The 13747-nt window shown below is 70.5% G+C and carries 12 protein-coding genes; 8 read left to right on the top strand and 4 right to left on the bottom strand.

Annotation, left to right across the window (positions count from 1 at the left end; all coding sequences use genetic code 11):
- Positions 1–414 precede the first annotated feature (414 nt).
- On the bottom strand, positions 415–1599 hold the full coding sequence (locus BM085_RS23145) for an NYN domain-containing protein (protein ID WP_093889030.1): 1185 nt from the start codon (positions 1597–1599) through the stop codon (positions 415–417).
- Positions 1600–1952: 353 nt separating this feature from the next.
- Here BM085_RS23145 and pyrE point away from each other — a divergent pair, with 353 nt between their 5' ends.
- Positions 1953–2489, top strand: a complete 537-nt coding sequence (pyrE, locus tag BM085_RS23150) for an orotate phosphoribosyltransferase (protein WP_031163779.1) — start codon at positions 1953–1955, stop codon at positions 2487–2489.
- Positions 2490–2550: 61 nt separating this feature from the next.
- On the opposite strand, the gene BM085_RS23155 is transcribed toward pyrE, so the two are convergent.
- Both BM085_RS23155 and BM085_RS23160 read right to left on the bottom strand, forming a co-directional pair.
- Entirely contained in the window at positions 2551–2958 is a 408-nt protein-coding gene (locus BM085_RS23155; RefSeq protein WP_093889031.1) for a hypothetical protein, read from the bottom strand.
- A gap of 77 nt (positions 2959–3035) precedes the next feature.
- Positions 3036–3761, bottom strand: coding sequence for a DedA family protein (locus BM085_RS23160; protein WP_093889032.1), 726 nt, complete (start codon positions 3759–3761; stop codon positions 3036–3038).
- 157 nt (positions 3762–3918) lie between these two features.
- Here BM085_RS23160 and fbaA point away from each other — a divergent pair, with 157 nt between their 5' ends.
- The 4 genes from fbaA (at position 3919) to BM085_RS23180 (ending at position 8035) form a co-directional block, all read left to right on the top strand.
- Positions 3919–4941, top strand: a complete 1023-nt coding sequence (gene fbaA, locus BM085_RS23165; RefSeq protein WP_093889033.1) for a class II fructose-bisphosphate aldolase — start codon at positions 3919–3921, stop codon at positions 4939–4941.
- A 247-nt stretch (positions 4942–5188) separates the two neighbouring features.
- Positions 5189–5611, top strand: coding sequence for a DUF3151 domain-containing protein (locus BM085_RS23170; RefSeq protein ID WP_093889034.1), 423 nt, complete (start codon positions 5189–5191; stop codon positions 5609–5611).
- 126 nt (positions 5612–5737) lie between these two features.
- A complete protein-coding gene (locus BM085_RS23175) occupies positions 5738–7021 on the top strand; it encodes an adenylosuccinate synthase (RefSeq protein WP_093889035.1) in 1284 nt (427 codons plus the stop codon).
- Between the two features lie 87 nt (positions 7022–7108).
- The gene (locus BM085_RS23180) at positions 7109–8035 is read left to right on the top strand and encodes a glycerophosphodiester phosphodiesterase family protein (protein WP_093889036.1); all 927 of its coding nucleotides are present in this window, start codon (positions 7109–7111) and stop codon (positions 8033–8035) included.
- Positions 8036–8126: 91 nt separating this feature from the next.
- Here the strand turns inward: BM085_RS23180 and corA are convergent, their stop codons facing one another.
- On the bottom strand, positions 8127–9158 hold the full coding sequence (gene corA / locus BM085_RS23185; RefSeq protein WP_245789593.1) for a magnesium/cobalt transporter CorA: 1032 nt from the start codon (positions 9156–9158) through the stop codon (positions 8127–8129).
- A 541-nt stretch (positions 9159–9699) separates the two neighbouring features.
- On the opposite strand from corA, the gene purD reads away from it, so the two are divergent.
- From purD to murA, 3 genes are all read left to right on the top strand, one after another.
- Positions 9700–10932: a phosphoribosylamine--glycine ligase gene (gene purD, locus BM085_RS23190; protein ID WP_093889038.1), complete on the top strand. Its 1233-nt coding sequence runs from the start codon at positions 9700–9702 to the stop codon at positions 10930–10932.
- Between the two features lie 102 nt (positions 10933–11034).
- On the top strand, positions 11035–12072 hold the full coding sequence (locus BM085_RS23195; protein ID WP_093889039.1) for a hypothetical protein: 1038 nt from the start codon (positions 11035–11037) through the stop codon (positions 12070–12072).
- Positions 12073–12472: 400 nt separating this feature from the next.
- Positions 12473–13741: a UDP-N-acetylglucosamine 1-carboxyvinyltransferase gene (murA, locus tag BM085_RS23200; protein WP_031163763.1), complete on the top strand. Its 1269-nt coding sequence runs from the start codon at positions 12473–12475 to the stop codon at positions 13739–13741.
- The last annotated feature ends 6 nt before the right edge of the window (positions 13742–13747 follow it).

Consider the following 13747-nt stretch of genomic DNA (forward strand, 5'->3'; position numbering starts at 1 on the left):
AGCCGCAACCGGTGCACGCTCACGGCCGTCTCCTACAGCGGGGTGGGGCCCGGTGCCAGCGTGATCTGACGTAGGTCGGCCGCGGTGAAGTGTATGCGCATCACTCAACGGATTTTCCCGTAGAACAACCCTTCCAGCCAAAGCCGAAAGGCATTGCGGTGAAAGGCGGAGAAAGGCAAAGAAAGGCCGCCTCCAGTGCGGTTCTCTCACGGTGCGGCGCGGCGGCTCACCGAATACCGGTACGGCCCGGCTGACGGAAGATACGGCTGACGAAAGATACGGCCGGACACCGGTTCCGCGCCTGCGTGCAGATCGCCAGCGGGTCCACGGAGTGCGGAAAACGGCGGTGACGGCCACCGCCTCGGCACAGGCCCTTCTCCACCGGCGGGCCTCTGCCCGACGGAGTGGCCTCCGTCAGCGGCGGGCGCGCTCCAGGGCGTCCCAGAAGCCTCGGCGGAGGGCGTGGCGGACCTCGTCGTGGAGGAGGAAGTCGATCGGCAGGGAGGAGCCCTGGAGGAGACGGGCCTCCAGGTCGGAGGGCATACGGGGCTTGCGGGCGAGCACGGCCTCCAGCCACAGGGCGGGGGCGTCCTTGGCGACGGACTCGCCGAAGTCGTGGCCTTCCTTGTGGGCGGACTTCACCGCGTCGGAGAGGGTGGTCGTGCTGCTGTTGGAGGCGTTCTGGACCGGCACGGGGGCCGCCTGGGGGCCGGTGTAGGCGCCGAGCTGGCCGGGCTGGTAGCCGGGCATGTTGCCGGTGTTGCCCGAGGCGTACTGCTGGGCCTGCGGAGGGGGCGACAGCGGGCCGGTCGGGCCGTTGGGGGCCGCCAGGGGTTGCGGAGCCGGGACCGGCGGGGGCTGCTGGGGGGCCTGGACCGGCGGGGGTTCGTGGTTGTAACTCGGGTAGGACGGCAGCGCGGGCTGGGAGGGCGCGGGAGGCGGCGTGGCGCGGGGAGCCTGCGCCGGAGGGGCGACGGGCGGGGCGCCGTTGTTGAGGGGGGCGGTGGCCTGGCCGTTGCCGCTCGGCTGGTGGCCGTTGCTCAGGGCGGGCGTCTCCATGGCGCCGGCGGCCAGGCTGACGTAGGGGCGCAGGTGGCTGCTGCCGATCTCGATCAGGTCGTCGCACTCCTGGCGGAGCGAGCGGGACACCGCCCAGCTTCCGTCCGCGGTGATGTGCACCACGGTGACGCGGATACCGAGGTCCTGGGCGTCGCAGACGACCTGCGCCAGGTCCTCGTCGCCGCTGACGACCACCGCGTCGCAGACCGCGCTGTTGCGGGCCAGCGTCATCAGGTCACGGTGGACCTGGGCGTCCACGCCTTCGCGGCGGCCGGGGCGGATGCGCGACAGCCGGAGCTTGAGGCCCGGGAGGTCGGCCAGCGCGTCGTGCTCGGCGGTCCGGCGGCCTTCGACGCTCGCCTCGTACCAGTAGCAGCGCAGCAGCGGCAGCCCGGTCCGTTCCTTGGACAGGGTGCCGAGCAACTTGAGCAGTCCCGGGTAATCCCAGGAGACTGCCTCGCGATGGCGGGTCCCATGCACGGCCATCGCGCCGTCGGCCAGCAGGTAGCCAGCGTCCACGAACAGCGCGCAGCGATCCACGCGACACCGCCCTTCCTACGTGGCCCGCCTCTTCGGCTCAGACAAGCCTGAAAGACCTCCGAGAGACCCGACAGACGGCCCTTCCTCAGGGTAATCAAGCAACTGATCGTCCGAGGGTTAATCCCGACGATTCGACCCGCGCCTGACCATACGCCGGAGTGTTCACGCAGACCGTACCAGTTCGTCCCGTTCTTGAAGCCGTGCCGTTGACCCTCCTGCTCCCAAACCTTTATTGGCCCGTTCCACGCCCCTCCGGGACCGGCCCGTCCCGCACCGCGCGGGATCGCACGGGCACCTCACCCCCGGCCGGGGCACGATCCGGGTGCTCCCCGGACCGCCCTAATCTTGTCTCCATGAGCGATCGTGAGAGCCTCCTGGCCGAGATCAAGGACAAGGGCGTCGTGCACGGCAAGGTGGTGCTGTCCTCCGGCAAGGAGGCGGACTTCTACGTGGACCTGCGCCGGGTGACCCTCGACGGGCAGGCGGCGCCCCTGGTGGGCCGGGTCATGCTCGACCTCACCGAGGACCTCGACTACGACGCGGTCGGCGGGCTCACCCTGGGCGCCGACCCGGTGGCGACCGCCATGCTGCACGCCGCGGCGGCGCGGGGCCGGGCGCTCGACGCGTTCGTGGTCCGCAAGGCGCAGAAGGCGCACGGGATGCAGCGCAGGATCGAGGGGCCGGACGTGGCGGGGCGGCGGGTGCTGGCGGTGGAGGACACCTCCACGACCGGCGGGTCCCCGCTGACGGCCGTGGAGGCGCTGCGCGAGGCGGGCGCCGAGGTCGTGGCCGTGGCCACGATCGTGGACCGGGGCGCGGCCTCCGCGATCGCCGAGGCGGGCCTGCCGTACCGGACCGCCTACAGCCTCCAGGACCTCGGCCTGGCCTGACCCGGCCGTCCCGGAGCGGCCGGGCGCGGGAGACGGCGAACTCCTGGCGCTCCCCGAGAGGTCAGTCGCGGGAGACGGTGAACTCCTGGCGCTCCCCGGCCCTGCCCGGGGGACGGACCTCCCCGTTCACCTCGACGCGGACGGCGGCGGAGTCGGCCAGCACCACGTCGACCTTGGCGTCGAAGGACTGGGCCTGCTCGTCCCTGGCCATCTCCCGGTCGAGCAGCACGTCACCCCCGGCGACCTTGAGGAAGACCTTGGGGCAGTGCTCCTGCAGGCACTGGACCCGGACCGTGGGGATCTGCTCGGGGGTGGCGGAGGGGACGGAGGGCGCGGCGGCCGGGGTGGAGGGCGCGGCGGGCCCGGCGTCCGGGTTGAGCGCGCCGACCAGTGAGAGGGCGCCGACCACGATCAGGGCGACCACCACCAGCACCGCCAGCCCCGCGAGCGCGAGGCGGGCGATACCCATCGGGTCAGACCTGTGGCGTCCCACACTGTGGAGATTAGCGGTTGGCGAGGAGATCCCACGACCGGTCGCGGGATCGGTTACCGCTGGCCGTCACCGTTCGACGGGCCGGTCGGCATGGTGCGGTGGTGCTTGCCCTGCGGCAGCGGCACGTCGGAACCGCCGTCCTTACGGTTCTTCACGAGCTCCCGGATGATCGGGATGACCGAGAGGAGGATGATCACCAGGGCGCCCGGCAGGATGTACTTGTCGATGTCGGGCACCGCCGAACCGACCACGCGGCCGAAGACCAGCAGGCCGTCGGTCCAGATGATGCCGCCCACGCAGTTCCACAGGAAGAACCGCTTGCGGTCCATGCCGAGCATGCCCGCGACCGGGTTGAGGAACGTGCGGACGATCGGGATGAACCGGGCGAGCACCACGGCCTTGGACGGGCCGAACTTCTGGAAGTAGTGCTCGGCCTTGTCGACATACTCCTTCTTGAAGAGCTTGGAGTCGGGCCGGTCGAACATCCTGCGGCCGTAGGTGGCGCCGAGATGGTGTCCCAGCTGGGCGCCGGCGATGGCGCAGATCGGGGCCAGGACCAGCAGCAGCGGGAACGAGAGCGGTGCGAGGCCCTCGATGGCCGCCGCCGCCTCGGGCGTGCTGAAGACGCCGGCCGCGACGAGCAGCGAGTCGCCCGGCAGGAAGAAACCGAGCAGCAGTCCGGTCTCGGCGAAGATGATCCCGAGGACGCCGATGGTGGCGAACGGCCCGAGCAGGCCGAGCCACCATTTGGGGTCCAGGAGATTGTGCAGGAGGTCCATCGGCGTGAAGCCTACCGGCGATCAGGATCCCAGATCGAGAGATGACACAGGCAGAAGTGGTGGCGGAGCTATCCGGCCGGGAAGGAACCCGGAATACTGGCCAACGGGCTATGTCCCGCGCCAGCTGTTCACAGCCGTCTCGAGGGAGATGACACCGATGCCTATCGCGACCCCAGAGGTCTACGCCGAGATGCTCGACCGGGCCAAGGCGAACGAGTTCGCCTATCCCGCGATCAACGTGACCTCGTCCCAGACCCTCAACGCCGCCCTGAGAGGCTTCGCCGAGGCGGAGAGTGACGGCATCGTCCAGGTGTCGACCGGCGGGGCGGAGTTCCTGTCCGGCGGCACCGTCAAGGACATGGTGACCGGCGCGACGGCTCTGGCGGAGTACGCCCGCGTCGTCGCGGCGAAATACCCCGTGACGATCGCGCTGCACACCGACCACTGTCCGAAGGACAAGCTGGACACCTTCGTCCGCCCCCTGATCGACATCTCCCTTGAGCGGGTGGCGCGCGGCCAGGACCCGCTGTTCCAGTCGCACATGTGGGACGGCTCCGCCGTACCGCTGGAGGAGAACCTGGAGATCGCCCAGGAGCTCCTGGAGAAGACCGCCCGCGCGAAGATCATCCTGGAGGCGGAGATCGGGGTGGTCGGCGGCGAGGAGGACGGCGTCGTCGGCGAGATGAACGAGAAGCTCTACACCACCGCCGAGGACGCCCTCGCGACCGCCGAGGCGCTGGGCCTCGGGGAGCGGGGCCGCTACCTGCTCGCCGCGACCTTCGGCAACGTGCACGGCGTCTACAAGCCGGGCCACGTCAAGCTCCGCCCGAGCGTGCTGAAGGAGATCCAGGAGGCCGTCGGCGCCAAGTACGGCAAGGAGAAGCCCTTCGACCTGGTCTTCCATGGCGGCTCCGGCTCGCTGCTGGAGGAGATCCACGAGGCCATCTCCTACGGCGTGGTCAAGATGAACATCGACACCGACACGCAGTACGCCTTCACCCGCCCGATCGCCGACCACATGTTCAAGAACTACGACGGCGTGCTCAAGGTGGACGGGGACGTCGGCAACAAGAAGGCCTACGACCCCCGCTCGTACGGCAAGGCCGCCGAGACGTCGATGGCGGCCCGCGTGGCCGAGGCGTGCCGGCACCTGAAGTCCGCCGGCACCAGGCTCTCCTGAGGTACCGGATCCCGCTGAGGTCCGGCCGTCGCCTCCGGACGGCCGTCCGGAGGCGACGGCGGCCGGACCGGAGGCGGCAGCCGGCCGGGAGGGCGGCCGTCGTGGATCTTCCGTTCGCCGAGGAGATCCGAGGAGAGCGGTCTCTCGCCGGCTCCGGCGAGGGCGGGGACGGCCGTTTCGAAGAGCGGGACAATAACAGGGAAGCGACTCCCCCGCCGGGCAAAGGCAGCAAGTACTCTCGCTAGGCATGACGGAATCGCACGAGAATCTTCTCGCCGGGCCGCCGCCCACCCGGCTGCCGGACCTGCCCGAGGCCCGAGAGGCGCTGGAATCCGGCGCCCAAGCATCAGACGTCGCCGCGCGTTTCCCCGCCTACCCGGGTGCCTGGGCCGCGCTCGCGGACGAGTATTTCGCGGGTGGGCACGCCGTGACGTCGTACGCCTTCGCCCGTACCGGCTATCACCGCGGCCTCGACCAGCTGCGCCGGGCAGGCTGGAAGGGGCACGGCCCGATCCCCTGGGAGCACGGGCCCAACCGCGGTTTCCTGCGCTGTCTGCACGCCCTGGCCCGCGCGGCCCAGGCCATCGGCGAGAAGGAGGAGGCCGAGCGCTGCTTCCAGTTCCTGAAGGACTCCAGCTCCCAGGCCGCTGAGGAACTGACCGGCCGCTGAGGTCCCGGATCTCCCGCCGGAGGGTGGGAGATCCCCCAAATGCGACTCGGTCGGGTATTCTCTCCACGCAAGAGCCCCTGTCGCGATTGCGTCAGGGGTTTTCGTTTTTGTGGTAGGAGATTAGCGATGCCGGCTGTCGTTCTCGTGGGCGCCCAGTGGGGCGATGAGGGCAAGGGGAAGGCGACCGACCTGCTCGGCGACAAGGTCGATTACGTCGTCAGATACCAGGGCGGAAACAACGCGGGGCACACGGTCGTCATCGGCGACCAGAAGTACGCCCTGCATCTGCTGCCCACGGGAGTGCTCTCCCCGAACGTCATCCCGGTGATCGGCAACGGCGTCGTCATCGACCCGGGCGTGCTGCTGAGCGAGATCGACGGGCTGGAGGCCCGCGGGGTCTCCTCCGAGCGGCTGCTGATCTCGGCCAACGCGCACCTGATCATGCCCCACCACAAGGCCCTCGACAAGGTCACCGAGCGCTACCTGGGCAAGGCGAAGATCGGCACCACCGGCCGGGGCATCGGCCCCGCCTACGGCGACAAGATCTACCGGATGGGCGTGCGGGTCCAGGACCTGCTCGACCCGGGCATCCTGCAGAAGAAGATCGAGGTCGCCCTCGGCGAGAAGAACCAGATCCTCACCAAGATCTACAACCGCCGGGCGATCGACGCCACCAAGGTCCTGGAGGAGTACCTCGGCTACGCCGAGCGCCTCAAGCCCCACATCGCCGACACCTCGCTGATCCTGAACAAGGCCCTGGACGAGGACAAGGTCGTGCTGCTGGAGGGCGGCCAGGGCAACCTGCTCGACATCGACCACGGCACCTACCCGTTCGTCACCTCCTCCTCCCCGACGAGCGGCGGCGCCTGCTCCGGCTCCGGCATCCCGCCGACCCGGCTCACCCGCGTGATCGGCATCCTCAAGGCCTACACCACCCGCGTCGGCTCCGGCCCGTTCCCGACCGAGCTGGAAGACGAGATGGGCGAGTGGCTGCGCACCACCGGCGGCGAGTACGGCGTGACCACCGGCCGTAACCGCCGCTGCGGCTGGTTCGACGCGGTGATCGCGCGCTATGCCAGCCGGATCAACGGCGTCACCGACTTCTTCCTCACCAAGCTCGACGTGCTGTCCGGCCTGGAGAGGATCCCGGTCTGCGTCGCCTACGAGGTGGACGGCGTCCGCTACGACGAGATCCCGATGACCCAGACCGACTTCCACCACGCCAAGCCGGTGTACGAGGAGTTCCCGGGCTGGCAGGAGGACATCACCGGCGCCAAGTCCTTCGAGGACCTGCCGGCCAACGCGCAGGCCTACGTCAAGGCCCTGGAGCGGATGAGCGGCGCCCGGATCTCCGCCGTCGGCGTCGGTCCGGGCCGCACCGAGACGATCCAGATCCACTCGTTGGTCTAGTCTCCTCCGGGTAAGGTTCGCGCCTGGCGACCGCCAGGCGCGAGCCATATCGAGAGAACGGCGCACGAGGTCGGTAGGGTCCCCTCTGTGCATGCCGAGATTCATGGTCACCGCGGAGCCCGCGGACTCCGCCCGGAGAACACGCTGCCCGGGTTCGCCTGCGCCCTGGAGCTGGGCGTCGACGCGCTGGAGCTCGATGTCGCGCTGACGGCCGACCGGCGACTGGTGCTCACCCACGACCTCACCGTGTCGGCGGTGACCAGTGCCGACACCCGGCCGGCCTGCTACGGCGACCCGCTCTTCCCGTACGTGGGCAGACCCGTCGGGGAGCTCACGCTGGCGCAGCTGCGCACCCTCGACTGCGGGGTACGGCTGCCGCGCCACCCCGAGGACCGTTTCGTCCGGACCCAGGCGCCGGTGCCGGACACCCGGATGCCGACGCTCGGGGCCGTGCTGGGGCTGGTGGACGCCTACGGCGCCGACGGCGTGCGGCTGCACGTGGAGCTCAAGTCCGATCCGACGAGACCGGAGCTGAGCGCCGATCCCCGCGAGTTCACCGAGATGGTGGTCGCCGAGCTCGACCGGCACCACCGGCTCGACGGGGCGGCGATCCTCAGCTTCGACTGGCGGATCCTGGAGATCGCCCGCTCACTGGCCCCCGCGACCCGGCGGTACGCCCTGATCGAGCGCGCCACCATGGACAGCGTCTGGCTCAACGGCCTGCGGCTTGAGGACTTCGACGGCGACATCCCGGCCGCCGCCGTGGCGGCCGGAGGCACCACGCTGTCTCCCGAGCACGTGCTGGTCGACCAGGAGCTGGCGCGTCTGGCCGAGAAGGCCGAGCTGCCGCTGGTGCCCTGGACCGTCAACGAGCCCGGCCGGGCCGCCGAGCTGCTCGACCTCGGGGCGGCCGGGCTGGTCACCGACTACCCGGACCGGATGCGCGCCCTGTGGGCCGACCGGGGCATGCCCGTCCCCGCGCCCGTCACCCCCGTGCGCCGCGCGGACAGGTAGGGAGCGCGCCCGGACCGCCGCCGGTCCGCGCCCGCGCGGACGCGTGGGGCCGGGAACGCCGCCCTCCCCGCTCCCGCGCGGGCGCGGAGAGTCACATCCAGCCGTTGCGCCGGAAACCCCGGTAGAGCAGCGAGCAGGCGACCACCATCACGCCGATCACGATCGGATAGCCGAAGACGGACTTGAGCTCGGGCATGTGCTCGAAGTTCATGCCGTAGATCCCGGCGATCATCGTGGGCACGGCCATTATGGCGACCCACGAGGAGATCTTCCGCATGTCCTCGTTGGCGAGCGCGTTGGAGCGGGCGAGCGCCGCCTGCAGGATGGAGTTGCACAGCTCGTTGGACGACTCGACCTGCTCGCACACACGGGCCAGGTGGTCGACGACGTCACGGAAGTATTCGCGCATCTCCGAGGGGATCATCCGACGCTGCGCCAGCGTCGACATGGGCGACTGAAGCGGGGTGACGGAGCGCTTCATCTCGATCATCTCGCGCTTGAGGTTGTAGATCCGGCCGATGTCGCGGGCGCTGACGTCGGCGAAGACCATGGCCTCGACGTCCTCCAGCTCGGCCTGCATCAGGTCGGCCACGCTGAGGTACTTGTCCACGACGTGGTCGGCGATCGCGTGCAGCACGCCGGTCGGGCCGCGGTTGAGGAGCTTGGGCTTGTCCTCCAGGCGCTCGCGGACCTCCGACAGCGGGCAGTGCTTGCCGTGCCGTACGGTCACCACGAAGTCGGGCCCGACGAACACCATGATCTCGCCGGTGCCGATGATCTCGCTGGTGGCGGTCAGCACGTCGTGGTCGAGGTAGGCGACGGTCTTGAGGACCACGAACAGCGAGTCGCCGTAGCGCTCGACCTTGGGGCGCTGATGAGCCTTGACGGCGTCCTCGACGGCGAGCGGGTGCAGGGCGAAGACCTCCGCCAGCCACTCGACCTCGGGGGCGTCGGGTTCATGCAGGCCGACCCAGACGAAGGCGTTGCCCTTCTCCTCGGCCGCGTTGTGCGTGCGGACGAGCTCCAGGGCGTCCGGGATTCCCAGGGCGTCGATCTTCTTGCCGCCGATGTAGGCGGCGTATTCGACGAGGGAGTCGCTCGGCGGGACGCAGAGGCCGTTCATCCGGTTACGGACCGGGACGGCGGGTGCGTGCGGGGCGCGGACGGCGCGTGCGTGCTTGATACGGGGAAAAAGGAGCGAGGAACGCATGGCATGCCTTTCCCGCCCGATCTGGCACCGTTCCACGCGCGACGCGATGTCACCTCAGTTCGAACGGGAATGCGCGCGGAAGCCAGTCGGGCACTGATGCGGAGTGGTGGGAGGGTGCGCACAGAAGGCGTGCGCGGCACGTACTGCTGGGATCGCCAGAGGACATCCCCAACCACCTCCAATCACCAATAGACAGACAAAGCCGCCCAAATTTAGCACAGATCTGGGCACGCCCTCCAAGCGTACTCCCGGCCGCAACAAGCGATCATCCATAGGCCGGCGAAATTCCCGCATGATTTACGGCGCATTCACCATGTCGCCCCGGCCCTCTCGCGCGAGACTTCTGTCGCCGCCCCGGCCGGGAGAGATCGGCATGAGCCCCGCGCCTCCCGCACGGACCTCTGTCCACAGCCTGTGGACGGCCGGCGGCCCGGGGGCCGATAGGCTCTCGCGAGTGCGCGTTCTTGTGATTGGATCCGGCGGGCGTGAGCATGCCCTGTGCCGGTCGCTGGCAGCAGATCCCCAGGTCACCGAGGTCCACTGTGCTCCCGGCAACGCGGGTGTCGCACAGGTCGCGACCCTGCATCCGGTGACCCCGACCGACCCCGCGGCGGTCACCCGGCTCGCCTCGGAGCTCGGGGCAGACCTGGTCGTGGTCGGCCCCGAGGCCCCGCTGGTCGCCGGGGTCGCGGACGCGGTCAGGGAGGCGGGCATCCCCTGCTTCGGACCGTCCCGGGAGGCCGCCCGGATCGAGGGCTCCAAGGCGTTCGCCAAGGACGTCATGGTCGCGGCGGGCGTGCCCACCGCGCGCTCCCGCACGTGCGTCACGCCCGAGGAGGCCGCCGCGGCGCTGGACGAGTTCGGCACGCCGTACGTGGTCAAGGACGACGGCCTCGCGGCCGGCAAGGGCGTGGTGGTCACCGACGACCGGGACGAGGCGCTCAGGCACGCCGCGGCGTGCGGGCGGGTCGTCATCGAGGAGTTCCTCGACGGTCCCGAGGTGTCGCTGTTCGCGCTCTGCGACGGTTCCACGGCCGTGCCGCTCCAGCCCGCCCAGGACCACAAGCGCGCCTACGACGGGGACAAGGGCCCCAACACCGGCGGCATGGGCGCCTACACGCCGCTGCCGTGGGCGCCCGGCGACCTCACCGACCGGGTGATGGCCGAGACCGTCATCCCGACCGTGACCGAGCTGGCCAGGCGCGGCACACCGTACACCGGGGTGCTCTTCGTGGGGCTGGCCCTCACGGCGGAGGGGCCGAAGGTGATCGAGTTCAACGCGCGGTTCGGCGACCCGGAGACCCAGGTCGTGCTGGACCGGCTGGAGACGCCGCTCGCCGGCCTCCTGCTGGCCTGCGCGGACGGGACGCTCGGCGGGTTCGGGCCGCTGTCCTACCGCGACGGCGCCGCGGTGACCGTGGTGATCGCGGCGGAGGACTACCCGGCCGACCCCGTCAAGGGCGACGTCATCGAGGGGCTGTCCGACACCGTCGAGAACGCCTACGTGCTGCACTCCGGGACCGCGCTCGACGGCGACCGGGTCGTCTCCAACGGCGGGCGGGTGCTCAGCGTGGTCGGCACCGGCCCCGACGTGGCCGCCGCGCGCGCGGCCGCCTACGAGGCGGTCGGCCGCATCCGGATGCGCGGCTCGCACCACCGCACGGACATCGCCGGACACAGTGCGTGATCAGGACATCACTCCGGCCGTGACGTAGCGCTCGGCAGGCATGCCGCGATAAGCCAGGGGCAGTCTCTGCCCGTCCCCGGCCGCTCCGCCCACGGAGGAACGATGGCGCTCGACCAGGCAGCATCCCCGGAACGGATCGGCGACACCGGCGTCCTGCGCTGGCCGGGCACCTGGCGGGTCTACGTCGCCACGCGGAGCGAGGAGATCCGGGCCGACGCCGAGCGCGCCCTGACCATACGCGACGGGGCGGGCCAGCTGGTGTCGGTGGGCGAGGGCATCGGCAGGCACCTGGAGCGCGGGGAGTCCTACGCGCGCTCCAAGCACGGCCTGCGGCGCTGGCTGACCGGTCAGGCCATCGAGGGCGCCTGGTCCAACGTCAACAGCGCGACCGTGCTGCTGTACGGCGTGCTGCCGACGGTGGAGCTGTGCGGCCGGGCCCCCGAGGTGGTGGCGATCGGCCGGGCCTACCTGCCCGGCGACGATCCCCGGCTGACGCACCTGCAGGCCCGGCTGGCCGCCGGAGACCTGGGAGAGGACGACAGGCCGCTGATGCAGTCGGTGCTGCGGGCCGCCTACACCGCGCAGGCGATGGAGACCGGCCGGGTCCGCAGCTTCCGCAACCTCCTGCTCGGCGGGGTGGTCATGCTGAGCCTGATCGTGCTGAGCGTGGTGGCCATCGGCGCGATCTGGCCGGACGCCGTCCCGATGTGCGGCAACCAGTCGGTGGTGCAGGCCCAGGGGCTCATGCCCGCGCAGATCTGCCCCACCGGCTCCCTGCGGCCCAGCCGGGGCGACGTCCCCCTGGTGGCCCTGATCGGGATGCTGGGCGCGGCGCTGGCCACGGCGGCCTCGCTCTCCACCCGCTCGGAGCTGTCCACGCGCTACTCGCTGGCGGTGGTCCAGAACATGCTCAAGGCCCCCGCCGGAGTGGCCACCTCCGTGCTGGGCCTGCTGATCCTGAACTCCGGCTTCGTCCCCGGCTTCGCGGGACTCGGCTCCCAGCCCGCCATCCTGGTCTGGGCCATGGCGTTCGGGTACGGCCAGCAGGTCGTCACCCGCTTCGTCGACCAGCGAGCCGACAACCTTCTCATGGCCGCCTCGCCGCTCACCCCGGCGGGCAAGGGGACCCGGGTCGCGTGACCACCCCGGAGACCGGGGACGCCTGAGCACGCCGCCGGACGCCCGGCCGTGCGAACACCGGAGGACGCCCGGCCGCGCGAACACCGGAGGACGCCCGAGCACTCCGGACGGGCGCGAACACGTCGGGCGGTCGCCGGGACGCCCGGCGCGGGGGAATTTCCTGGGGGTCCGATCGCCTGGAACCCCGCTGTCGCGGGCGGATCCGCCGTGTGGATGCGGGACCATTGCGTGGAGACACACGAGCGATCGAGTGATCAGAGGCTCGACGGGTAGTTGCCATCCGAAGTGGCCGGTTCAGGGGTACCCAGCGGCTACTGTTGGCCGATAACCCCCGGCTGCCGCCACTCGTTCTCGCATCATCCCCAATCCCCAGCTTCCCCTTCCCCAAGGAGCATGACGTATGGTCCGTTACCGCGTGCGCGGTGGCAACCCCCTCCGTGGAACCGCCTTCATCCAGGGCGCCAAGAACGCCGTGCTGCCCATGATCGGTGCGGCGCTCCTGGCTGCCAAGGGCCGTACGGTGCTGCGCAACGTCCCCATCATCGAGGACGTGCGCCGGGCGGTCGAGCTGGCCGAGGCGATCGGCGCCAAGGTCGAGCTCCACGAGGCGGAACGCACCCTGGTCATCGACGCCTCCCGGCTGAAGAGCCCGGTGCTGCCCGCGGAGATCGCCCGCCGCTTCCGCGGCTCCGTGCTGTTCGTTCCCGCGCTGCTGCACCGCCTCGGCGAGGCGATCATCGAGGGCGTGGGCGGCTGCAACCTGGGCAGCCGCAACCTCGACTTCCACTACCTGGGCTACAAGCGCCTGGGCGCGATCGTGGACGAGGGCGACTCCGTCATCCACGTCAAGACGGCCGGCTTCACCGGCGCCACGCTGTATCTGGACACCCCCTCGCACACCGGCACCGAGAACCTGATCATGGCGGCCGCCCTCGGGCGCGGCACCACCGTGATCGAGAACGCGGCGCTGGAGCCCGAGGTCCTCGACGTGATCGAGATGCTGACCCGGATGGGCGCCAGGATCAGCGGCGGCGGCACCGGGTTCATCACGGTGGAGGGCGTGGAGGAGCTCCAGGCCGTCGAGCACACCGTGATGCCCGACCGCCTCGACGCGGGTGTGTTCGCCATGGCCGCGGCCATCACCGGCGGCGAGGTCAACCTGGTCGGCGCCGACCTGGACCACCTCGGCGTGGTCCGCTACAAGCTGGAGCAGATGGGGGTGGAGTTCTCCGACCACGGCGCGGTGCTCCACGTGCGCCGGGACCGCCCGCTGCGCCCGATCAACGTGATCACCGACACCTACCCCGGCTTCGCCACCGACCTGCAGTCGCCGATCATGACGGTCGCCTGCCTCGCCGACGGCGCCAGCTACATCCACGAGCGCATCTTCGACGGCCGGTTCGCCCTGGCCTCCGAGCTGAACAAGATGGGCGCCGACATCGAGGTCAAGGAGAACGGCGCCGTCGTCCGTGGCGCGACCCCGCTGACGGGAACCGAGGTGACCGCGCACGACCTGCGTTCCGGAATCGCCCTCGTTCTCGCCGGTCTCGCCGCCGAAGGGGAGACCGTGATCGAATCGGGTTATCTCATCGACCGCGGCCACTCATATCTGGCCGAGCGTATGCAGGCCCTGGGCGCAGATGTGAGGCGAGAGATTTCTTCCTCATAATCAGCG

The sequence above is a fragment of the Streptosporangium canum genome, from assembly GCF_900113865.1.
GTDB lineage: Bacteria > Actinomycetota > Actinomycetes > Streptosporangiales > Streptosporangiaceae > Streptosporangium > Streptosporangium canum.